The 21,216-nt window shown below is 48.0% G+C and carries 22 protein-coding genes; 12 read left to right on the top strand and 10 right to left on the bottom strand.

The features are described 5' to 3' along the window. Positions 1–103: 103 nt before the first annotated feature. Positions 104–685, top strand: coding sequence for a YdcF family protein (locus J0L70_RS05220; RefSeq protein WP_239741311.1), 582 nt, complete (start codon positions 104–106; stop codon positions 683–685). Here J0L70_RS05220 and J0L70_RS05215 read toward each other — a convergent pair. Then, entirely contained in the window at positions 642–935 is a 294-nt protein-coding gene (locus J0L70_RS05215; protein WP_017287540.1) for a DUF2288 domain-containing protein, read from the bottom strand. The two genes, J0L70_RS05220 and J0L70_RS05215, sit on opposite strands and share 44 nt — an antisense overlap. A 7-nt stretch (positions 936–942) precedes the next feature. Here J0L70_RS05215 and J0L70_RS05210 point away from each other — a divergent pair, with 7 nt between their 5' ends. The 3 genes from J0L70_RS05210 (at position 943) to ftsZ (ending at position 3,807) form a co-directional block, all read left to right on the top strand. Continuing rightward, positions 943–1,356, top strand: a complete 414-nt coding sequence (locus J0L70_RS05210; protein WP_242044256.1) for a DUF4168 domain-containing protein — start codon at positions 943–945, stop codon at positions 1,354–1,356. Between the two features lie 204 nt (positions 1,357–1,560). Next, on the top strand, positions 1,561–2,373 hold the full coding sequence (locus tag J0L70_RS05205; RefSeq protein WP_190648272.1) for a cell division protein FtsQ/DivIB: 813 nt from the start codon (positions 1,561–1,563) through the stop codon (positions 2,371–2,373). Positions 2,374–2,493: 120 nt separating this feature from the next. Continuing rightward, entirely contained in the window at positions 2,494–3,807 is a 1,314-nt protein-coding gene (gene ftsZ, locus J0L70_RS05200; RefSeq protein ID WP_239741313.1) for a cell division protein FtsZ, read from the top strand. 79 nt (positions 3,808–3,886) lie between these two features. On the opposite strand, the gene J0L70_RS05195 is transcribed toward ftsZ, so the two are convergent. Further along, a complete protein-coding gene (locus tag J0L70_RS05195) occupies positions 3,887–5,116 on the bottom strand; it encodes a molybdopterin molybdotransferase MoeA (RefSeq protein ID WP_353736610.1) in 1,230 nt (409 codons plus the stop codon). A gap of 56 nt (positions 5,117–5,172) precedes the next feature. Here J0L70_RS05195 and mtnA point away from each other — a divergent pair, with 56 nt between their 5' ends. Next, positions 5,173–6,219, top strand: coding sequence for an S-methyl-5-thioribose-1-phosphate isomerase (gene mtnA, locus J0L70_RS05190; RefSeq protein ID WP_017287545.1), 1,047 nt, complete (start codon positions 5,173–5,175; stop codon positions 6,217–6,219). Here mtnA and J0L70_RS05185 read toward each other — a convergent pair. Beyond that, entirely contained in the window at positions 6,202–7,068 is an 867-nt protein-coding gene (locus J0L70_RS05185) for a hypothetical protein (RefSeq protein ID WP_287453369.1), read from the bottom strand. The genes mtnA and J0L70_RS05185 overlap by 18 nt on opposite strands. A 129-nt stretch (positions 7,069–7,197) precedes the next feature. Next, positions 7,198–7,878: a PD-(D/E)XK nuclease family protein gene (locus J0L70_RS05180; protein WP_287453368.1), complete on the bottom strand. Its 681-nt coding sequence runs from the start codon at positions 7,876–7,878 to the stop codon at positions 7,198–7,200. A 300-nt stretch (positions 7,879–8,178) separates the two neighbouring features. On the opposite strand from J0L70_RS05180, the gene J0L70_RS05175 reads away from it, so the two are divergent. Further along, complete coding sequence (locus J0L70_RS05175) at positions 8,179–9,420, top strand: S-layer homology domain-containing protein (RefSeq protein WP_017287548.1); 1,242 nt, start codon at positions 8,179–8,181, stop codon at positions 9,418–9,420. Positions 9,421–9,588: 168 nt separating this feature from the next. On the opposite strand, the gene J0L70_RS05170 is transcribed toward J0L70_RS05175, so the two are convergent. Continuing rightward, on the bottom strand, positions 9,589–10,818 hold the full coding sequence (locus J0L70_RS05170) for a GAF domain-containing sensor histidine kinase (RefSeq protein WP_287453367.1): 1,230 nt from the start codon (positions 10,816–10,818) through the stop codon (positions 9,589–9,591). Between the two features lie 323 nt (positions 10,819–11,141). Between J0L70_RS05170 and J0L70_RS05165 the strand changes: the two genes are divergently transcribed. Then, a complete protein-coding gene (locus tag J0L70_RS05165; RefSeq protein WP_036044536.1) occupies positions 11,142–11,459 on the top strand; it encodes a DUF3155 domain-containing protein in 318 nt (105 codons plus the stop codon). A gap of 195 nt (positions 11,460–11,654) precedes the next feature. On the opposite strand, the gene J0L70_RS05160 is transcribed toward J0L70_RS05165, so the two are convergent. Then, positions 11,655–12,173, bottom strand: coding sequence for a cofactor assembly of complex C subunit B (locus tag J0L70_RS05160; RefSeq protein ID WP_190648264.1), 519 nt, complete (start codon positions 12,171–12,173; stop codon positions 11,655–11,657). A gap of 73 nt (positions 12,174–12,246) precedes the next feature. After that, the gene (locus J0L70_RS05155) at positions 12,247–12,639 is read right to left on the bottom strand and encodes a PadR family transcriptional regulator (RefSeq protein WP_036045667.1); all 393 of its coding nucleotides are present in this window, start codon (positions 12,637–12,639) and stop codon (positions 12,247–12,249) included. 598 nt (positions 12,640–13,237) lie between these two features. On the opposite strand from J0L70_RS05155, the gene J0L70_RS05150 reads away from it, so the two are divergent. Continuing rightward, on the top strand, positions 13,238–13,387 hold the full coding sequence (locus tag J0L70_RS05150) for a hypothetical protein (RefSeq protein WP_287453365.1): 150 nt from the start codon (positions 13,238–13,240) through the stop codon (positions 13,385–13,387). 88 nt (positions 13,388–13,475) lie between these two features. Here J0L70_RS05150 and J0L70_RS05145 read toward each other — a convergent pair whose 3' ends face one another. Next, entirely contained in the window at positions 13,476–14,126 is a 651-nt protein-coding gene (locus J0L70_RS05145) for a response regulator (RefSeq protein ID WP_287453364.1), read from the bottom strand. A gap of 54 nt (positions 14,127–14,180) precedes the next feature. Beyond that, positions 14,181–14,906: a hypothetical protein gene (locus J0L70_RS05140; protein ID WP_017287555.1), complete on the bottom strand. Its 726-nt coding sequence runs from the start codon at positions 14,904–14,906 to the stop codon at positions 14,181–14,183. A 186-nt stretch (positions 14,907–15,092) separates the two neighbouring features. On the opposite strand from J0L70_RS05140, the gene J0L70_RS05135 reads away from it, so the two are divergent. Then, positions 15,093–15,623 (top strand): GNAT family N-acetyltransferase, encoded by a 531-nt coding sequence (locus J0L70_RS05135; protein WP_017287556.1) that lies wholly within the window; start codon positions 15,093–15,095, stop codon positions 15,621–15,623. Between the two features lie 44 nt (positions 15,624–15,667). Here the strand turns inward: J0L70_RS05135 and J0L70_RS05130 are convergent, their stop codons facing one another. Continuing rightward, entirely contained in the window at positions 15,668–16,123 is a 456-nt protein-coding gene (locus J0L70_RS05130) for a DUF4332 domain-containing protein (RefSeq protein WP_017287557.1), read from the bottom strand. A 238-nt stretch (positions 16,124–16,361) separates the two neighbouring features. Between J0L70_RS05130 and J0L70_RS05125 the strand changes: the two genes are divergently transcribed. The 3 genes from J0L70_RS05125 to J0L70_RS05115 all read left to right on the top strand — a co-directional run bounded on the left by J0L70_RS05125 (position 16,362) and on the right by J0L70_RS05115 (position 21,059). After that, the gene (locus J0L70_RS05125; protein ID WP_017287558.1) at positions 16,362–16,802 is read left to right on the top strand and encodes a Fur family transcriptional regulator; all 441 of its coding nucleotides are present in this window, start codon (positions 16,362–16,364) and stop codon (positions 16,800–16,802) included. A 291-nt stretch (positions 16,803–17,093) separates the two neighbouring features. After that, positions 17,094–19,151, top strand: coding sequence for a hypothetical protein (locus J0L70_RS05120; RefSeq protein WP_287453363.1), 2,058 nt, complete (start codon positions 17,094–17,096; stop codon positions 19,149–19,151). A 279-nt stretch (positions 19,152–19,430) separates the two neighbouring features. Beyond that, positions 19,431–21,059 (top strand): DUF3685 domain-containing protein, encoded by a 1,629-nt coding sequence (locus tag J0L70_RS05115; protein ID WP_287453362.1) that lies wholly within the window; start codon positions 19,431–19,433, stop codon positions 21,057–21,059. Positions 21,060–21,216 lie beyond the last annotated feature (157 nt).

Here is a 21,216-nt window from a genome sequence, read left to right as displayed (position 1 = left end):
AGCTTGAGTTTTTTCAATCCGTAGGGGTGGCATCGTGCGCTTGAGAGCCGTTTCGCCGAATCAATTTCATCAGTCCGCTCGAAGACGAAAGCGCTCGTTTCCTTTGTTGCTCCTGCTTACACCTTTTTTTCTGTGGATGGGAGTGCGATCGCTGAGATTACACTTTGAGAAGCCCGACGCAATTCTGGTGCTAGGTGGCTCAGAGGATCGAGAGCTTTTTAGTGCCCAATTTGCGAAATCGCATCCCGATTTACCAGTTTGGATTTCATCTGGTGCGCCTCGCGATTATGCGGAACGCGTTTTTCGCAAAGCGGGAGTTGATTTAGAGCGTTTAAATTTAGATTATCAAGCGGTCGATACGGTCACGAACTTCACGTCGGTCGTCGATCGTTTACGCCAACAAAATGTTCGCAGTGTCTATCTGATTACATCCGATTACCATATGCGACGAGCACAGGTGATTGGAGAAATCGTGTTAGGCAGCCGTGGGATCAATATTCAGCCCATCTCGATCCCGTCTACTCAGACAGAAGAACCGATGAGTAAAGCAGTTCGAGACGGGGGGCGAGCCGTGTTATGGGTTGCAACTGGAAAAACCGGAGCAGGGTTTTCGATGCCGAAGTTTGAACTTCCTACAGAGATTAAGCAGCTAGTTCCTGAACCAGAACATAAGGCTGAAGAATAAGGGCTTTGAATCGTTTCGTTTGATCGCTATCCCAAACGATTTTTTGCTCGATCGACGGCTTGTAGAGCAAGCTATCTTGAATCCATTGATTGACAGAACTCGCTTGATCATTGGCGATCGCGTAGCCGACTTCTACCAAATCGAGCGATTTCGAGACAATAATGACAGCATCGCGATCGGCGTGCGGGATCAACCATTCCCATTGAGCTTCATCGATCGCGTCTTTTAGTTCGTCTTTCAAATCTGACATCTCAAAAATGATCCGAATAATTAGAGTGATGTTAGCGATCGCAGTCGTATGTTTCTGCGTTCTAGCTAACCCTAGCGCACTTTGGGCAGACCCAGATCCTGCGGAAATCTCGATCGTATCCGATGCAGTTGCCAGTCCGGGGATCAATGCAGATACGATCCCATCCGAGAAGTTAAATCAGTTCGTGCAAGCGTGTCTGCAAGTCGTTGCCTTAATTGAGCGCCGAGAAGGAGAACTACAAGCCGCAGAAACCGATTCAGAATCCGTCAGAATCCAGCAAGACATCGAAGCCGACGCGATCGCCATCATTGAAAAAGCCGGACTAACCCGTCAAGAGTATTTGCAACTTTTAAGCCTCGCCAACGTCGATCCAGATTTCGGAGAAAGAGTCGCCACCCTACTACAAGAAACCCCAAGCTAACCCAGTCCCCACTCCCTACTCCCCACTCCCCACTCTCTTCACTAAAAAACCTTGCACTTTCAAGGAAATCGATTAAAGTAAACCTCTGAAACCCAAGACCGGAAAGGACACCAGGTTTGACCATTTAAACCTTGAGTTCCATCCCCAGTCCTGTCAGAATGGCTTCATTCAGTTTCAGTCCGCTCTTGTTGCCTCACGCACTCCATGACAAGCATCGCCCCCGTGTCTCGCATCGAACTTTCCCAGCGTCGCAAAACCTTGCGTCGTCAACGTCGGACTCGATTTTTTCAAACCAGTTGGCGCAATATTGCGATCGCATCGCTTGCCATTGGCGCAGTTTGGGTTGCAACTTTACCAGAATGGGTGATTCGCAAACCAGAGCAGGTTACAATCAAAGGCAATCGATTTATCTCTGAGCAGACAATTCGTAATCTGTTACCGATCGCCTACCCGCAATCGCTCTTAAAGGTTCAGCCACAAGCGATTTCAGATGCTTTAAAAGAAAAAGCTCCCATCGCTGAAGCGACTGTCGATCGACAATTGATGCCACCGAGTTTGACCGTCCGAGTGCAAGAGCGTATTCCGATCGCCCAAACGATTTCCAAAACCGCTCAGCCCGGATTGTTAGACGAAACAGGCATATGGATTTCGCAAGACAATTACAAAGCCTTAAATCCCAATCTGCAACTTCCACCTCTGAAAATCGTGGGTGATCCAGAGCAATATCGATCAGACTGGGCAGAGTTTTATCGCACTCTGCGCCAGAGTCCTGTAAAAGTGCTTGAAGCAAACTGGGAAGATCCGACAAATTTAATTCTCAAAACAGAACTGGGTGCGGTACAGTTTGGTGTCTATGGCTCTAAATTTCCGACGCAGTTAAAAGTATTGGATCAGATGCGGCGACTGCCCAACCGCGTCAGTTCGGGTCAAATTCTGTCGATCGACCTAAGAAACCCGAATTCTCCCACTGTGCAAATGAATGCGACGAAAACTCCGGTAAAATTAAGTACTCCATAGAGCAAAAAGTGTGGAAAAATTTCCATTCCAGTTGCCGCGAGTCCTGCTAAGCTAATGTGCTAATCGAGTTCAGTCGTTTTTTAGACTTCTCTCTGTTCATCTCCACCGCTTGTAATCCCAATGACGCTTAATCATAATGAGTCGAATTCCAACCCAATGACGCTGAATCACCCGCAAGAGCAAGGCTACGTAAGCTCGAATGTGGAAGGTCAGCCGAATAATTTTTCGAGTCCAGATAGCTCGAATCCTTTTAATTCGGGTCTGTACCATGCCCAAAATAATGCCGGTTTAAAGGCGGTTCCTGAAGATGGAAGGAGTGGGGATATCGTGCCAGGAAGTGTTGCAAAGATTAAGGTAATTGGCGTTGGTGGCGGTGGCAGTAACGCGGTCAATCGAATGATTGCCAGCAATGTCTCAGGCGTTGAATTCTGGTCAATTAATACCGATGCTCAAGCTCTTGCTCAATCGACCGCCTTGAAACGGTTGCAAGTGGGTCAAAAGTTGACCCGTGGCTTAGGTGCAGGGGGTAATCCTGCGATCGGTCAAAAAGCAGCCGAAGAATCCCGTGATGAGATTGCAGCAGCTTTAGAAAATGCGGATCTCGTCTTTATCACTGCAGGCATGGGCGGCGGTACAGGTACAGGGGCAGCGCCGATCGTGGCTGAAGTTGCAAAAGAATTAGGAGCTTTGACCGTTGGAGTCGTGACTCGTCCGTTTACGTTTGAAGGTCGTCGCCGAACCGGGCAAGCAGAAGACGGGGTTTCAGCGCTTGCAAGCCGAGTCGATACGCTGATTATCATTCCAAACGACAAGCTATTGACAGTAATTTCCGAGCAAACGCCTGTACAAGAAGCATTCCGAACTGCGGATGATATTTTGCGGCAAGGGGTTCAAGGCATTTCCGACATCATTACGATCCCTGGCTTGGTCAACGTTGACTTTGCAGATGTGCGCGCCGTGATGGCAGATGCAGGATCAGCTTTGATGGGCATCGGGATCGGATCTGGCAAATCGAGAGCGAGAGAAGCAGCAGTGGCGGCGATTTCTTCACCGCTGTTAGAAGCGTCGATCGATGGTGCAAGAGGAGTCGTCTTCAACATTACAGGCGGTTCTGACTTGACCTTGCATGAAGTAAGCGCAGCTGCCGACATTATTTATGAAGCAGTTGATCCGAATGCGAACATTATTTTTGGAGCGGTGATCGACGATCGCTTACAAGGCGAAGTGAGAATTACCGTGATTGCCACCGGATTTACGCAAGAAGCACAGCCTCAAGCTGTGGGTAAAGGGGCAGCGGCTCCCGCAAAACCGCGATCGATTAGTGCGCCTGCGGTCAGCCCGAATCCTGTACAGCCTGCGGCTGAACCCCAAAAGCCTGGAAGTGGTGGTTTAGATATTCCTGAGTTTCTACGTTCTAGAAGAAAACCGCAATAATTCCATATTTTGCAGAGTCAGAAGTCGGGGTTTTAGTAAAACTCCGGCTTCTTTGCTGTTTGGTAATCAAATCAGATGTTCAAATCAAAAGAAATTTGACCGCTTCGCCAGCATTGATCGCAGTTTCCCCAATTGCCATCACACCTAGCGCATTCGTTCCTGCTAAATGAATCAGATTCCCGGATAATCGGCTGCCTCCAGCAGGTGTGAATTGAAATCCACCTTGTTCGATCGATACAGATCCCCACAAATACAGTTCTCGCTTACCATCGGATTTCAAATCATGAGTTGTCGTTGCCGTGAGAAATTTCGGCTCCCATCCCTGCGCTAATCCTGATAATTTTTGAATTGCAGGTTTTGCAAATCGCCAAAACGTGACGAATGCGGAAGCCGGATTACCCGGAAGTCCAAAGTAGAGAGCCGCATTCGGAAATGTTGCAAAAGTCAGCGGTTTACCCGGCTTGATTGCGATCGCTCTGACCTGAATTGTTGCACCCAATTTTTCTAAAATGCGATCGACATAATCGTAATCTCCCACAGAAACCCCGCCTGAAGAGATCACGACATCAGCCGACTCGATTGCATGAGCGATCGCATCTTCTAAGACTTTGGGATCGTCTTGCACAATCCCAAGCGAAATCACTTGCGCGCCCAGTTCAGCCACCAGCGCTTCTAATCCGTATTGATTCGAGTCAACAATTTGCCCAGGTTGCAGCGGTTGATTCGGCGAAACTAATTCGCTCCCCGTCGAAAGAATTGCCACACGGGGACGGCGAAATACCGGAACCTCAAGACATTGAGCCGCAGCAAGAATCGCGATTTCAGGTGCTTTGAGAACCAGTCCAGGCGACAGTAATGGATCTCCCGCTTTGCAATATGTTCCTTGATAGCGAACGAAAGCCCCGCGATCGCGGGGTGGCATCAAAATCGAAACTCGATCGCCTTGTCGAGTTGTATTTTCTTGCATAACGATCGTATCTGCCCCTTGAGGAAGCATCGATCCAGTGAGAATTCTTGCAGCTTGTCCCGATTGAATCGTTTTTTGAGGGGGAGAGCCTGCCGGAATTTCTTCAATGATGTCGAGCGTTACAGGCGTTTTCACATCCTCGAATCGCACAGCATAGCCATCCATTGCGGAGTTGTCCCAGTGGGGAAAGTCGAGCTGACTGCTGATCGACGCTGCCAGAATGCGATCGCGTATCCGTACAGCAAAGCTATCGCCACCGTCCTCTAATTTCACGACCTCCACATCCTGAATCACCTGAACCGCATCAAAAATAAGCTTTTCTGCTTCCTGAACTGATAGCATCAGCATCAACCCCAAATCGCCGTAAGATAATCAATACTTCAGAGTAAAGCGAATCTATGCTGCCGAATCAGGTTTATCCCGTTGTTTGGAATCACGATCGCGTGTTGCTGATCGACCAGAATCGTTTGCCGAGCGAGTACACCTTGGTTGAAATTAGCCGCTGCGATGACATGGCACATGCGATTAAAACGATGATTGTTCGGGGTGCGCCAGCGATCGGCGTTGCTGCCGCTTATGGCATGTATCTGGGTGCAAGAGAAATTGAAGCGACAAATCGAGACCAGTTTTTAGCGAAATTAGAGCGAGTTGCAGAACAATTGCGATCGACTCGTCCAACGGCAGTGAATCTATTTTGGGCGATCGAGCAAATGCTGAAAACAGCGCGGCACACGATCGGATCGCTCGATCATCTGAAGCAAGCTTTACTCGATGCAGCACAACGAATTCAACAGGCGGATTTAGAAACTTGTCGATCGATTGGCGATCACGGACTCGCAGCATTGCCCCCCGGAAAGTTGAGACTTCTAACCCATTGCAATGCGGGTGCTCTGGCAACGGCGGGATATGGAACAGCATTGGGCGTTGTGCGATCGACTTGGAACGCAGGTCGTTTGGAACGACTTTATGCCGATGAAACTCGCCCCCGCTTGCAAGGTGCAAGACTCACAGCTTGGGAATGTGCTCAAGAAGGAATTCCAGTCACAGTGATTACCGATAGCATGGCGGCTCACTGTATGCAGCGAGGCATGATTGATGCAGTAGTTGTGGGAGCCGATCGCATTGCCGCAAATGGAGATGCAGCGAACAAAATCGGAACTTACAGCGTCGCACTGATTGCGAAAGCACACAATATTCCGTTCTTTGTAGCGGCTCCCGTTTCAACGATCGATTTCAATATTGCCAGCGGAAAAGACATTCCGATCGAGGAACGCGATGCGTCTGAGGTGTATCAAGTCGGCGAAACAATGCTCTGTCCACCTGGAGTCGAGTATTACAATCCAGCGTTTGATGTGACGCCAGCCGAATTAATTACGGCGATCGTGACCGAATTCGGAGCCTTTCCACCGGAGCGAATTCAGGCAGAATTAAGTCCGATCAGTTGACACGTCGCGCACTGGAATCACGGGTTCGACAGGTTCGATCGGATCTAAAGTTTCGAGCGGGGGTTCGGGTTCGATTTCGACTTGAGGAGCAGGCTGAACTGGAGGAACTTCTGGCTCGATTGGAGATGCAGGTTGAGTCTCTTCATTTCCAGAGTGGCGAACGATGGGCGCATCCTCTTTCGGTGTCCAGATTGGACGTTGCGATCGCGCAATCTTCGGCAATTCTGGCAAATTCTGCTCTATTTCTTTGAGGGGCTTCTTAGGTTCAACTGGATTTTTAAATGTTTCATCGCGCAGTTCGCGATCGCGCTGAATCTGCTGGCTCAGCGAATCGTACTGCTGGTTCGCCCAATACTCATTGTCTAATTGCCGTAATTGCCTTGCAGTTTGAAAAGCCTGTTGCCATTCGCGTTTTTCAACCTGAGATTGGGCAGTTCTCGTCAGAGATTCGCCCTTTTCCCAAACAGATTTCCAAGCTTTGATTTTTGGATCTTGCGGCAGCACTCTCAGCATTGAAATTGCTTTATCCAAGTTTCCGGCTTGAAATTCGGATTCTGCCTGAGTGATCAAGTCAAGTGACCAGCGTTCGATCAAGCGTTGACTTTGGTCGTAATACGGATCGTCAGTTGCAACATTGTCTAAAAGCTCGATCGCGGCAGCTAGACTTTCAGGAGTTTGGCGCTGAGCGCGTTGTTGAGCACAATGCAGCCGAGTCGAAATCTCTGTGTTTTCAGAGAGAGAATCACATGAGATGGAAACCGGAGTATTAAGAAATCCGAATGCGATCGTACCAACGCCCAATGGCAAACTCACTAACCCAGTCAGACAGGCTTTTTCCAACCGATTCATCGGCTCTGCTCCTGAAACGCTTGCTCTCAGAGTTGGCAATTTCAGAAACGAATTCTCTATGCGATCGTTAAAATTCATCTTGACTTTAACTGATTGCCCTTACCTAGTTCGCTGTGATCGAGGAGATTTTCAACGAAAATAGCCCTGTCGTCTCCAATACTGATGAACCCGCGCTTCCCACTGCTGCCAGTATTCTTCGATCTCACTTGGCTCGAACCAAAACACCTCCGCAGGCATCTCTGGAATCGCAACGACGAGCAAAGCATGGCGAATATTCAGGTCATAGTCGCGGTAAAGCTGGTTCACTGCGCCACAATACGCCACAATCTGCAGCGGGTAGTCAAACAAGCGATCGACTGTTTTTTTGGGTCGATCGCTGGTCTTCCATTCACAAATACAAGGCACACCCTCATAGCTGGCAACGCAATCGACGACACCTGCGTAACCCAGTTGATCATGAATCACGACACCTTCGACCAGCCGCACTGCTTCTACCGCTTGGACAATCGGCTCCACACTTTCCCAATACGGGCGAATCGACTCAGGACACTCCACCTCCTGACCTTGCAGAAATTTTTGTATATAGCGATGCGTTCCCGTACCGCGCCGACTCGCTGATTTGGTAATTTCTGCCGCCTGTTCTACTCCAATCCGTTGCTGCCAACTGAATAATCGATCGCGATCCTCACGGGACTTCGTTGCATTCAAAATCGTCGTCACACTGGGAATCCGCAAGCCTTGAGAATTCACATAAAACTGCTTCCCCGCTTCCCGGACAGATTTCGACTCATATCGAGGCAATTCAGACACCGATTTCTCCTTTTGAAAACATGCTCGATCGTATCGGAAAATGAAACGAAGAAACTGCAAAACATCGAGTTTCTTCAACCACTTTGGAAAGTGTCCTAAGTTTAGAAACTTCTTAAGGAATCGAGCGGTCATAGGTGAATATAAAGAGTAGATAACTGAGCGAAGAAACCGCATCTCCTACTAAAGAAATAGAGATCAAATTGATTATTTCTACCGCAAGATGCAGGAACTTTTCAACTCAATCAAACATCTACTTAGTTAACAAGAAAAAACACTCTCTCGCTTGGGGAACCGCTACCTATGTATAGCTCTGTAAAATCTGGTTTGGCTCTAACTTTAGCACTCGGCACAATCGCAGGCGCAGCGGCTCCAATGGTAATGACCGCACCTGCTTCAGCACAAGCTGCCTTCTCTGATGTCGCGTCTGATAACTGGGCTTCTCCTTTCATTCAAGAACTCGCTTCTCGTAACATTATTGCTGGATTTCCTGATGGCACTTTCCGACCGAATGATCCGGTCACTCGCGCTCAATTTGCAGCCTTGCTTCTCAAAGCATTTCCCAATGCTCAGCGAGTGAATACTCCGATCAATTTCGCAGATGTTCCTAGCAATTATTGGGGTCTTCAAGCCATTCAAACTGCGTATGCAACTGGCTTCTTAGCAGGCTTCCCCGGTGGCACTTTCCGACCTAATGACAACATTCCTCGCGCTCAAGTCCTAGTATCCCTCGCGAACGGTTTGCGATATGCCAGCACTCAACCGGCTGACAGCTTGCTTGACCAAGCTTATTCTGATGCTTCCAGCATTCCTGGTTTTGCGCGCAACAGTATCGCGGCTGCAACTGAACGCCGCATCGTCGTTAACTACCCGGATGTTCGTTTCCTCAACCCGAACCAAACTGCAACGCGTGCAGATGTTGCTGCGTTTATCTACCAAGCCCTTGTTAGTACTGGACAATTAGCTGCGATTCAATCTCCTTACATCGTCGGTCAAGTTGCACCTCAACCGCAAGCGATCAACATTCCTGCCGGAACTGCCATTCCTCTGCGCTATGCAAATGCTGAACGGATCTTGCTGGCACAAAATGAACCGCAACCCACTCCGATCACGCTTACAGTTGCTCAAAACATTGTCACTGCTGATGGTACGGTCTTGATCCCATCAGGTAGCCAAGTCTCTGGTCAATTAACCGTGTCTCAAGGTGCAGCACAGTTTACTGCGTCTGAACTGACGTTGACCAATGGTCAGAAGGTTGCGATCGCAGCGACTTCTGATCCGATCACCACAACTGAATCGATCCGCCGTGGCGCAAACACAGGCACAATCCTCAAAGATGCTGCATTAGGTAGCGCTGCTGCTGCGGGTATCGCAGCTGTTACAGGCGATCGCAACGTCAGAGCAGGTGAAGTTCTTATCGGCACAGGAGTCGGTGCATTAGCTGGCCTGATCTTTGGCGGCGATCGCATTGACCTGATTTCAATTCGCCCCAACGCAGATCTCAATCTCCGTCTCACCAGCGAATTGATCTTGCCTCGCTCATAATTGCGTAGCGACTCTGCTGACCAAGATCTAGGGCGATCTTGAGCTGTGAATACTCAAAAAGATCGGGAGTGGGGAGCCACTCAAAGAACGATCCTCCTCCCCACTTCACAGCTCAGGACTGCCATCGGTCTCAATTTTCTGAGTTTCAGAAGGCCCAAAACTTAGATCTCAAGACTCACGCTCGCGATGAGTCTCAAGTATCACTAAAAAACTTGTCCCCTGTTTAGGGGGCTGGATGCCTTGAGGAATCCAGCCCTCTTTTTTCAATGGGCTGAACCCCTGAATCGAGCCATTCATCTGTTCCACCAATCGACGCGCGATCGCTAACCCCAACCCCGTGCCTGGAATATCTCCCTTTGCCTGCACTCCCCGATAATGCCGCTCAAACAAGTGCTCTAAATCTTCCGGTGGAATTCCCAATCCGGTATCACTGACCCAAATACAGATGCGATCGTAATGAGAATATGCCCTAATATGCACTTCTCCGCCGCTAGGCGTATATTTCAATGCATTATCGATAAGATTACTCAATACCTCTCTTAAAGCCCCAGAATTGGCGGAAACAAGGGGCAGAAATTGTGGTATTTCTGTTCGCAGGAGAAGATTGCGATCTTGCGCGATCGCACGAGCCGTTTCCACTAAGGGCAGCAAAATCTCATGAATCGAACAAGGCGTTAATTCTAAACTTGATGCCGTCAGCACTCCAGCCGGAAGCAAGGGAATCGGGCGGATTGGATTTTCTGATAAAGCATCCACGGGATTTAAATCGATCGCTTGGTCAAATTGCTGTAAGAGTTCCTGCACGCGATCACTTTCCCGCAAGATACTGCCTGCAATATTGCGATTCGGATCTTCCGGCTGTAACCGCTTCACTAACAATTTGCCAAACGTTCGCAATGCTGTGACGGGACTTTTCAACTGATGTAGCAAATTATCTAAAACGTCATGCTGCTGCGTTTGCATCGAGCGATGTTGTCGCTGAGCCTGATCCAACCACTGCGCCCGTTGATCCATCACACAAGCGAGGGCTAACGTACTCGCAACTCGTTCAACTTGCGATCGCTCCCAAGTTGTCCAAGGTCGATCTTCGCGCTCTGTCACTAACAACCCAAAGACTAATTCTTCATGAATCAACGGCAAGACGAGTTGCCGGGGTTGAACCAGTCCTGTTGTCACTAGATCCAGTTCTGGAATGTCCGAGGAAGGAAGCGCCAAACGGTTCGATCGCTCCAATGCCACAGAATTATCCGGATACGCTGCAACTGGGATCAAACGGGCTTGAGAACTTTCAACTAATTCTTCCGTTAGATAGATTACGCTTAGTGAAGCGCCTAACGCCTGAGTCAGCAATGCAATTTGTGATCGACACAACTCAATGAATTCGGAACTTGTAGGCATTAGCATCGACTTTTCTGCCGGATGAATCTAAGAAATAGGATTGACGTTGAGTAATTTTTCTTATTAATTTAATAGATAGTCCTGATCCCCAACTCTTTCGCACCAGTTTTTCTTAACTTTTGCCCGACTTTCCGCAACTTTTGCTGACGTAAGCGCTCATTTTAGTCGTTACATAGCAAAAGAACTCGGAAAACAACCTTAAGAAATTATGTAGATGCGTTAAGAGAAGTTGAAATCCAGGGCTGAAGCTGATATATTTTCGACGGATTTTGTAACGATCATTACAACTTTTAGGCAGTTTGGAACTTAAGGAGGTACGGGGTTTGGCAAGGAGACGTAAGCGGAAAAGTCGTCGTCGGCAGGAAGGAAGACGGATCTTAGAAAGCGTTCCTCAGTTTAGCATTGAGTGTGGCGAAGATAAGCCCGTTACCGCTGCCCGCAAGTTTATCCACGCTGAAGGCATTCTGCCGCCTGCGCTGTTACTGGTTAAGAGAAACGAGCATACTACAGATCGCTATTTTTGGGCAGAGAAAGGTTTGTTTGGCGCACAATACGTCGAAGAAAATCACTTCTTATTCCCAAGTCTGAGAACATCTGAGGATGAAATCGATGCGGTTGCTGTTCCTTCACGGAGCCGCTAAGCGTTCAGATCTCGATCCGGATCAAGTTCGAGTTTTCCAAATTTTGCTTGCCCTGAATGCAGATTTGGTGGTAGTGCCGGTCGCTACTGACCTAGTTGGGCAAGCTAAACTCAGTTACCCAGCATTCACTTCATCAAAGCTCTCCTCAACGCAACGAGGAGAGCTTTTGTCTAGAAATTCCCGTCTAAAAATTTTCTATTCCGCTTGCAGTTCCAACGATCGCTGCAATTCTGCCAATTCATCACGATGTGCTCTGACAGTAATCACACTGCGCGCATCTGTGCCCCCTTCCAATTTCAGCGAAACCTGCTCCACTCGCTCTGCCCCTTTCCAATAAAAAACACCAGCTAGAGGCGACACGAGCAACAAGCCCCACCAGAAATTCGACCCATCGGGTAGCACCATCGTCAGGACTAACGCAAAACACAGCGCTCCCACCGAAGCAAGCAGCGACAAAAATACCGCCAGGAAAACGCTTGGACGGACAACTCCTTCAAACGTCACCTGATTTAAATCGGCATCGATCGCAGCTACTCGGTAAGAGCGCTGTCCAAAATATTGGCGCAGTTGCGCCATCAGAGAATCTTCAGGCTGCTCAGAGAGCAATCGCACCTCCTGGGTTCTATCTTTGACTGAGGCGCGAATGAAGAAAAACAGCCCAATCATTAATAGAACCGTGAGGAGAAACGTCGAGGCAATTATAGGCTGATTCATGGCGCAAGAAGACAAAATCCCAGTTACACCACAAGTTTAGACAACAATGGGGATCATTCTCAGATCTCCACTGTTATTTCTCAGCCCCACTGACTGCGGGCACGCCCGAATTTTCTCGTGCATTTTCGCGTTTAACGGCATACTCTCGCCAAAGCCGAGCCAGATCTTGCGCCTGCTGCATTGCCTCAGACTTAATCTGATACATGCGGCGAGGACGACCCCGACCTTCGACTTTTTTCCAGTAGCCGGTGACCATTTCTTCGTCTTCAAGAAACTTTAGGGCACTATAGAGAACCGTATCCGATAAGCGGTACAGCGGATATTCGGTTTCGAGCAATTGGATTAGCTCGGTTCCGTAGGAGTCTCCGCGTAAGAGAACCGCTAACACATAACAGACCGCCAGTTCTTTATTGAGATAGAAAGGGGGCGGATCTTTGAAAAATTGATAGATATCCTCAAATTTCATCTGTCTGATTCCAGGCATGTGAGAAACGACTTGTTTGAGAAAGCGATCGATTAAATCAATTCAATCAATCGAAATCACAATGAGTAGGGTCATAACCCTACATTAACAATCACGCGATAGGGTTTGCCGTCCTCCCAAAGGATTAATCCTCCTGCGTGAAATATTAAATTAACGCGAATTGCCGAGATATGTAGGCGAGTTTGGGAAACTCTACAATTCGCGGAGTACCCACATCGCAGGATCAAGTTAATGATTCGCGAAGTTGGGGGTTATCATCGCAGCACCGTTGCTTTGAACGAGCCAAAATGAGAAATCAGTGGTTAAGAAGCAGGAAAGCAATGTGCCTTTCTGAACTTGTCTATTCGTAGATCAAGCTGCGCATCTCAAATCGTCTTCTTAAGCAGTAATTTCTTTAACTGGCTTAACTGACTACAAATTGTACATCTTGATTCTAAACTTGGATCGTTAATTTGTGGGTCTTGAAGTAAATTAGTTTGTACTGTAATCGATGTTGGGTTAGGGATTTGATGCTATTTGAAGAATTATTGCAATTCTGGTGAATCTTTTTCATGATCCTTACGGTCGATTCAGGATGTTTATGGTCGAGCTAAGCTTACCTTCTGCCGTTTTGGGACTTCGGATCGACATTTCAGAAATTCCAGAATCGCGCCTGCTCATCAGCGGTCTTTCTACCGAGAAAAATGATGAATTTTTGGCAAATGCGCCACAGATCGGGAACAAACTTTAAAGAATAGCTTCAACAATTTGCGCAATTCGGTTTAAGCTTCATACCCGAAACAATCGAAGAAATTTTATTTTCTCTAAAGCTAAAATTTTCAGACTAATCCTGTTCTCAAAGCAACAACCGCAGCTTGAACTCGATCGTCTACTGCGAGTTTATTCATGATGCCTCGTACATGAGTCTTCACGGTGTTGGGACTGAGATAAAGCTTTGCGGCAATTTCTGGATTGCTCAAGCCATCAACCATTAATCTGAGGACTTGATGTTCACGTTGGGATAATTGCCCGATCGTATTGTCCGCTGCGGGGGGTTTGAGATGTTCGATCACGCGACGGGCAATTTGGGGATCAAGATAAGTCGCGCCCTCACAAGCTGCTGCGATCGCAGCAATTAAACGCGTCACATCTGCGCCCTTAATACAGTAAGCATCCGCTCCACTTGATAGCGCTGCAATAATTTCGTTCTCAGACGTATGCGAAGTCAGCATGACGATCCGAACATTCGGGAGTGCAGCTTTGATCTGCTGTGTTGCAGCAATGCCATCCAATCGAGGCAAGCCAATGTCCATAACAACCAGATCGGGGCGATGTTTGAGCGCCGCTTCAACTCCCAAATAGCCATCATTGGCTTGATCGACGATTGTTAACTCTGGATAGTCCTCTAAGGACTGCTCCAACCCCAATTGCATCATAGGGTCATCTTCTACAATCAAAACCCGTAAAGCTGGAAGGGTGATTGATGACATAGAGCACGCTAAAAAATGGCTATCATCCATGATAGCGGGGCGGATTCCCAGAAATTAAAAGCGTCGCCCTAAAAGTCGCTGCTTCACGCCTTCGGCAATCTTCTGACCCAGATATTCTGGAATCAAGCTTTCGTTTGGTCCTAACAGATATAAAATCAGCCGCGTTCGTCCCCGCCAGACTAGCAAATTGGCATTGACAACCAGCAAATCTTCTTGCCAAATCGCATACATCACCTTGTAGAAGAGTCCCGGCTGGTTGTCGGCTTCGATCAGCAAAGCAGGCAAATGGAAAACTGGATCGACATAGAACTCTGTCTCTACCTGTTCTAGACCTGCATCTAGATTGAACTCAACCGCCAGCATTTCTTCGACTTCAAACCGCCCCGCGAGCGCTTCTCGAATTGCCCGACAGACGTTTTCAGAGGTTTTGTCGGTGAGGGCTTTTCCACTGCGAGACACGATCAGTTTGATAAACACCAGCATCGGGGGATAAATCTGCCCGTACAGGCTGAGGCTGTGAATCGTCAATCCATATGCTGCTAAAACCCCAAAAATATCGCTGAGCAAGAACGACTGATTTCGGTAGGCAAAATGGAGCGCGCTTTTTGTGCCCTCAGATTTCAGTTCAATCACCGCCTGCTTCGACTTATAAAGTTGATAAGCCAGTCGTAGATTTTGCAGTTGGATTTCGCTGCTGACAAATTGCTCATAAAACTGCGGAAACGCTCGGTTGAAACGCTTTAACAGTTCTAGTGTGGACGATTTTAGACCCAGAGCCATAGTGGTGGAGACTGACCTTAGACGACACGCGGATAGAAATTTGGGGTGGAATTTAGAATGGAGACGATATTGGAAAGCGCAACCCCAAGATACGAATTGCCAACATTTCCATAAAATCGGCAGAATGCAACCTAAATCCGAGAGATATACTAACTATTACTGCTTCACTGTTATCACCACGCTTGCATGGGTTTTTGGAAAAGCTTATTTAGTAGTACGGATGCTTCGATCGAGAAACCGACTTCGACGGAGAGCTATGTTGTCCCCGGCTCCGGTGAGGGAGCGAGCGATCGCGCCACTCCTCGGATTTTCTTCTCAACAGAGCGAGAGATCGATTTGTATGAGCTTGAGGAATTGTGCGATGCAGTCGGCTGGTCGCGCCGTCCGCTGAGGAAAGTAAAAAAGGCAATTCAGCATAGTTTTTTGGTGGCTTCGATGTGGGAGCAGCGAGGAGTCCAACGACGGTTGGTCGGATTTGCGCGCGCCACTTCTGACCATGCGTTTAACGCGACGATTTGGGATGTGGTCGTGCATCCGGACTTCCAGGGCAAGGGGCTAGGTAAGGCTCTGATGAAGTTCATGATTAAGAAGCTTCGCAGTGAGGATATCAGTAATATCACTTTGTTCGCTGATCCCCATGTTGTCAATTTCTACCGAAATTTGGGCTTCATGCAGGATCCAGAAGGAATCAAAGGGATGTTTTGGTATCCGGATTAAGGTTATATCCGCGATTCCACTTCAATAAGAGTGCCCACTTCCTGCTAAGTCTCTCGATTTGCACAAAGGTGTTTGGCTTGATGAATCCATAGTCCAATAGAGTCGGCGCTGGGGCAGAGATCACGGCGCTGCATCGTAGAAACATGGAGACGGAGTAGTTGGCGGTGTAGCGCTGCGATCGAGGTTTGAGCCAATTGAGCGGGAGAGGCGATCCCGGCATGCAGCAGTAAGCCTGAATATTCGCATCCTACACTGGGAATTCGAGCCAGATCAGCCAGCGCAACCCACTTATTTAATTGACGAATTGGCACTTGAAGATGGGTTGCCAGCAGATTTCTTTTGTCTTGAGTTTGACCGAGCTTGAGTAACTCTAGCGTCGTCCGAATTTCATGATCCATTAATCGAGTTGCATCGTCAGCAGCAAGTCCCGGTAGTTGCACGATCGCCCAGCTAGCAGAGACGAGTCTCGCTCGTTTTGGAGGATTAGAAGAGTAAGCCACAAAAAATCCGCAAGAATTGAGATATTTCAGTGTAACGAACTCTCTTCATGAAAGGAATCATAAAAAGCAAAGTTGTAGCGATTTCGCTTTAGCATGTGATAGAAATAGGACAGATAATTGATCATCACGCAATTGGTAGACTCTTACTTTAAGAGTTACAAAATAATTTGACTCTACACTGTTTCAAAATTTTCAATCGATCGATAAACAACCCACTTCAAATCCGTATTGCTCACCGATGAACACTGAAACCTCGTCAGACCTCAAACCGATTCGTTGCCTAGATGACGCGATCGAACGCTGTCAAGTCTTGGGAATGCGTCTGAGCCGCCAGCGCCGCTTCATTCTGGAATTGCTGTGGCACGACCAAGAACATTTGTCAGCACGCGAGATTTACGATCGTTTAAATCGGCAAGGCAAAGACATTGGGCATACCTCGGTGTATCAGAACCTAGAAGCTCTCTCTGAGCAAGGCATCATCGAATGTATTGAGCGCTCTGATGGCAGACTCTACGGAAATATTAGCGATGCTCACAGTCATGTGAACTGTATTGACACTCAGCAAATTCTCGACGTTCACATCCAGCTTCCAGAAGAAATTATTCAACAAGTCGAAGCGCAGACGGGTGTGAGAATCACGGAATATCACATCGATTTCTATGGTTATCGAGCGAATTAAGCTGTATCGCAATAGAGCGATCTTTTATACGTAACCTGTTGCGTCTTTCGGAGTGCAGATCGAGAGATTCGTGTTTCAATGAAGCAAAACTCGGCTTTCTCAAAGTATCCGCATCAATGCTTACAAAACTTGATGTTTTGTGAGTACTGTTTTGCGTGATTATTCCCGGAAACCGTGATCCCCCTGCGGATCACGTAAAAGCATTTAATGTCGAGGGTTCCATCGGCAAAATCGCTTGTAAAATAGCCGAGACTCTGAACTTCCGCTTGATATACGGTTTCGCAGCGATAAATGGCTAGAAAACTCCCAACCCAATGGCTTCGGGCATTCCAGAAGCCGAAAGCTGACATTGAGCATCCACCTGCCCCGATCGAGAATTACCAGCACCAGCCTTACAGTGACCATTCTCCAGTCTTGCTGGAAGATGATCTTGATGCCGAAGCGTTGCCTGAGCCGGAAACCGAGAATTCGTCTCGTCCGGTTCAGCATCGGGTTGCCAAGTTAGGACATCGCGCCGCTAGCACTGCGTCCTCCGCAACTCAGGTCACTGCACGTCGCTTGGGCAAGTTTGCGAAAGCTTGGAGATGGCAACTGATCTGGTTAGGGATTTTTGGCGTGTTTGGTGGGACTGGTGCGATCGCGCTTCATTGGCTATCGAGCGCTCCGCCTGCGGTGGACTGTCAGCAAGTCACAGCGCAATCTCTAGAAGCGGAGCAGCTATTTTGCGCTCAGCAAGCCGCTCAGACTGGAAATGCGGATCAGATTCTTGCGTCGATCAATTTGGTCAAGGGTTGGACGACAGAACATCCTTTGTATGGGCAATCTCGACCGCTGCTGCAAGATTGGTCGAATGCGGTGTTGATTTTGGCTCGCGATCGCGTTGCTCAGCGAGACATCAAAGGGGCTGTGAATCTTGCCAGTCAGATTCCTCAAAGCAGTCCTGTTTATAAAGATGCTCAAGCCGCGATTGATCGTTGGCAAGCAGAATATCGTCGCGGCGAAGCCATTTACGCCAAGATCCTGGAAGCCCTGAAGAAACAAGCTTGGGAGAGCGCCTCACAACAAATGGCGCAGTTGGCACTGGTCAATGATCCCGGTTGGCAAGAGCGCTTAGGCGAAGTTCGAGAACGATCGAATCAAGAGAAAAAAGCCTGGAAATTCCTGCAAGATGCGCGGAATTTTGCGAAAGCGAATCCGCCTGCTCAATTAGGACAAGCGATCGCGATGACAGATGGGATCGATCGCAAGACGTTTATTTGGACTTTGCAGGCGAATCAGGAAGTTCTGCGCTGGCGGAACACAATCATTGGATTAGCGATCGCGCAGTTTGATCAGCAAAATATTCCCGCTGCTGTCGCGCTGGTCAATTCGATTCCGACTAGCGTTCAGTTGACGACTGCAAACCAGGATTTGATTCGATTAGTCCGCGCCAGAGAGATCGAAACGGTTGATAACTATAGAGCGCCTGGATTAGAGCGAATTGTGCCGCTGATCATGGCAACTCAGATGGTCAAACAGATTGACGCTCAAAGTCCGTTTGCCAGTCGCGCTAAAACTTTGATTCCCAGGTTGGAGCAAAAAGTACAAGACCTGACGCAGTTGAATCTGGCGAGTTCTGTTGCAAACTTACAACAGATTCCCATGCTGCATTTTGCGATCGCTCAAGCGAGTACCATTTCGCCGAAACGTCCCGGACGGCTCCATGCTCAAACCCTGGTCGCACAGTGGCAAAAAGAGTTGGAATCCATGCAGGATCGTCCCTTGCTCGACCGCGCAAAACAAGTGGCAAAATCGGGGAATCTTGGCAATTTGAAATCTGCCGTGGCAATGGCAACGTTGGTGAAGCCGAAGCGGAGTTTGCGGATTGAGGCACAGACTGATATCGCCAATTGGAGCAATCAAATTCAAATCATCGAAGATCGTCCGATCTTGAACAATGCAAGAGCGATCGCGAGTGCTGGACAGCTTGGGCGCGCCATCGAGGTTGCAGGTAGTATTCGACCGGGACGGGCACTATACGCGGAAGCACAAGGGTTGATTGGCGAGTGGGTTTATCAGATTCAGATTGCAGAAGATCGATCAATTCTGGCTCAAGCAAGTCGCTTGGCAAGCCAGGGATATCTGACACGCGCGATCGATGTGGCTTCAGGAATTGGATCGGGTCGCCCCTTATTTGGTGAGGCACGAGGTGCGATCGCGCAATGGGCAGCAGAACGGGCAGCGATTTGGCGACAACGAGAGGAAGAGTCTCAATCTGTTCCCAGTGATGAAGATCCAGAGCAGAGTTCAGGGTTTGAGTCGCCGATACCTGACCCGACCCCACCTGCTTCAGAACCGACTCCGCCCTAAAACTGCGGTAGATTAGAGTTCTCTCTTAAAAAGAGCTTTATATGAAGCGAGCAGTCAGAGTCTTTAAAGAACTTTGACTGCTGGTTAGGCATTCCTGACCTAGGTGTTCTTGCGCTTTGGGAGTGGGAGTTTGTTGGGATGCGAACCTATTCAACATATTTCACCCAACCATTCGCCTAATTCTATATTGCAAATCTTGTATTTGAAGTTTTTAGGATGTTTAATCGATAGAAATGCGCTGGCAAATGGATGAGTAGTTTAAGTGGAATAGCGCGACTAATGCTTGTGGAGCAAGATCCGGTGTTTCGATCGGGGTTGCTCAACTGTTTGAGTCGGTTTGCAGAATTTCGAGTCGTTGCAGAAGCAGAAACCATTCCAACGGCATGGCGCAACCTGACGGAACTGGCACGAGACGAATTAGATGCCGTTTTAATTGGAATTGGGGGCGAATTTGCTCAACAGGTGAAAGCCCAGTATCCGGATTTGCCTGTTTTAGTGATTGAGCCGTTAGCCGAACGGGAGCTACTCGCGGCGTTTCAGGCAGGCATTGAAGGGTATTGTCCCAAGGGAAGTTCAATTTCTGAATTTGTTGCTGCCGTTCGACAGATCACAACGGGGCAAAATTATTGGCGATCGCAGGTCTTAGATCAGATTCGACTTGTCAGTTCACGGTCGCAGTCAGTCAGTATTTTGAAAGTGATTCGGCAAAATTGGCGATTGTCAGGGTTAGGGCAGATTGAAGCTGCCTTGAATGAGATTAACGCTCAGCTCAAATCGACCTCCCTGTCTAACCTCGATCGCGCTTTTTTAGCTGGACGAAGACGAGAGTTAAAAGCGGCGCAGTGGTTAATTCAGAAAACACTTCCGGCTGAGGAGATTGCACCGATCCCGCGCACGATTGTGCCGGTCGAGTCATCGCTCACTGTGTCTGCACAGGAGATCGAACCTGTTCTAGAAATGCCGCGCCCGAAGGCATGGCAGGGGGAATTGTGCGATCGCATTGCAGCAAAACTTCAATCAAATTTAGAAAATTTAACCGACACACCACTAGAAATTGACATTCTCAAATTAGAAAAGAAACGGGAATTATTTTTTATCATCCTGCGGCAATTTGAAGATTTGCTGGACGAATTGAGATTTTCGCAACTTTTGCCCGACCAATTTGCGGCAAAGCAATCGCATATTTTGCGCGATTTGTGGCAAGCCGTTGTGATGCAATTCTTCGGGCGTTATTCCACAATTCGAGTGAAGAATCGCGACTTTGAAATTGTTGCGACTTTACTTGAAGAAGGCAATACGGTTCAAACTGAAATTCTGGATAAAATTCCCTTGGTTCAGGAGATTTTTGAGCATTTATTGTTTGAAACGCCGCTGATTGTCGATCAAATGCAACATGAAATCGGCACGATCGAAGCGCGCGATCGCGCCCTTGATCTTCTAGAAAATCTGATCATTCAGCTTGCAAATGCGACGATTCAGCCTTTATTGAATCGGTTTGCTACCTTAGAAGCAATTAAACAAGGCTTCTACGATCGCCGACTTTTATCCACTCGTGAAATCGAGCGATTTAGAAATGATTTATCCTGGCGAGTGCGATCAGAACGATTATTTTCTGAGCCAAAAGCCATTTTTGAAAGTCGATATCGGCTGTTTGTCTTAGAAGAGTATGGAATTAATCGAATCGTGATTTATTCGCCTAGAACTGAAGAATTAGCAGAGCTTTCTGGTCTACAACTTGCGGTCACTCTCGCCCTAGAAACGCGAGATGCAATTTCGCCCCGATTGAGGAGTGTAATTGCATTTTTAGGCAGTGGAATTGTCTATGTTTTAACCGAAGTGATTGGACGTGGGATTGGGCTAATTGGTCGGGGAATCCTCAAAGGGATTGGTAAATCAGTTCGTGGCTAGCAAACGCAACGACCAACAGGCACAATAATATCTGTTAAACCTGCCAAAGGTCTTGAATTTCAGCCCCGAATCTGCAACATTTTCAGGTAGAGAGATTAGACTAAACTTGCAACCTCTATTTTGAAAAAGTCATCGATAATTTGGCTCGGCGGGAGCA

The sequence above is a fragment of the Leptolyngbya sp. UWPOB_LEPTO1 genome (assembly GCF_017302695.1).
GTDB lineage: Bacteria > Cyanobacteriota > Cyanobacteriia > Leptolyngbyales > Leptolyngbyaceae > Leptolyngbya > Leptolyngbya boryana.
The sequence above is the reverse complement of the archived record's forward strand: the minus strand, read 5'-3'. Positions and strand labels throughout refer to the sequence as shown.

Bases quoted from the DNA above. Each gene is read 5' to 3' on its own strand.
- J0L70_RS05215 (WP_017287540.1), bottom strand. From the start codon at position 935: ATGTCAGATTTGAAAGACGAACTAAAAGACGCGATCGATGAAGCTCAA.
- J0L70_RS05210 (WP_242044256.1), top strand. From the start codon at position 943: ATGATCCGAATAATTAGAGTGATGTTAGCGATCGCAGTCGTATGTTTC.
- J0L70_RS05205 (WP_190648272.1), top strand. From the start codon at position 1,561: ATGACAAGCATCGCCCCCGTGTCTCGCATCGAACTTTCCCAGCGTCGC.
- ftsZ (WP_239741313.1), top strand. From the start codon at position 2,494: ATGACGCTTAATCATAATGAGTCGAATTCCAACCCAATGACGCTGAAT.
- J0L70_RS05195 (WP_353736610.1), bottom strand. From the start codon at position 5,116: ATGCTATCAGTTCAGGAAGCAGAAAAGCTTATTTTTGATGCGGTTCAG.
- mtnA (WP_017287545.1), top strand. From the start codon at position 5,173: ATGCTGCCGAATCAGGTTTATCCCGTTGTTTGGAATCACGATCGCGTG.
- J0L70_RS05185 (WP_287453369.1), bottom strand. From the start codon at position 7,068: ATGAATCGGTTGGAAAAAGCCTGTCTGACTGGGTTAGTGAGTTTGCCA.
- J0L70_RS05175 (WP_017287548.1), top strand. From the start codon at position 8,179: ATGTATAGCTCTGTAAAATCTGGTTTGGCTCTAACTTTAGCACTCGGC.
- J0L70_RS05170 (WP_287453367.1), bottom strand. From the start codon at position 10,818: ATGCCTACAAGTTCCGAATTCATTGAGTTGTGTCGATCACAAATTGCA.
- J0L70_RS05160 (WP_190648264.1), bottom strand. From the start codon at position 12,173: ATGAATCAGCCTATAATTGCCTCGACGTTTCTCCTCACGGTTCTATTA.
- J0L70_RS05155 (WP_036045667.1), bottom strand. From the start codon at position 12,639: ATGAAATTTGAGGATATCTATCAATTTTTCAAAGATCCGCCCCCTTTC.
- J0L70_RS05150 (WP_287453365.1), top strand. From the start codon at position 13,238: ATGGTCGAGCTAAGCTTACCTTCTGCCGTTTTGGGACTTCGGATCGAC.
- J0L70_RS05145 (WP_287453364.1), bottom strand. From the start codon at position 14,126: ATGTCATCAATCACCCTTCCAGCTTTACGGGTTTTGATTGTAGAAGAT.
- J0L70_RS05140 (WP_017287555.1), bottom strand. From the start codon at position 14,906: ATGGCTCTGGGTCTAAAATCGTCCACACTAGAACTGTTAAAGCGTTTC.
- J0L70_RS05135 (WP_017287556.1), top strand. From the start codon at position 15,093: ATGGGTTTTTGGAAAAGCTTATTTAGTAGTACGGATGCTTCGATCGAG.
- J0L70_RS05125 (WP_017287558.1), top strand. From the start codon at position 16,362: ATGAACACTGAAACCTCGTCAGACCTCAAACCGATTCGTTGCCTAGAT.
- J0L70_RS05120 (WP_287453363.1), top strand. From the start codon at position 17,094: ATGGCTAGAAAACTCCCAACCCAATGGCTTCGGGCATTCCAGAAGCCG.
- J0L70_RS05115 (WP_287453362.1), top strand. From the start codon at position 19,431: ATGCTTGTGGAGCAAGATCCGGTGTTTCGATCGGGGTTGCTCAACTGT.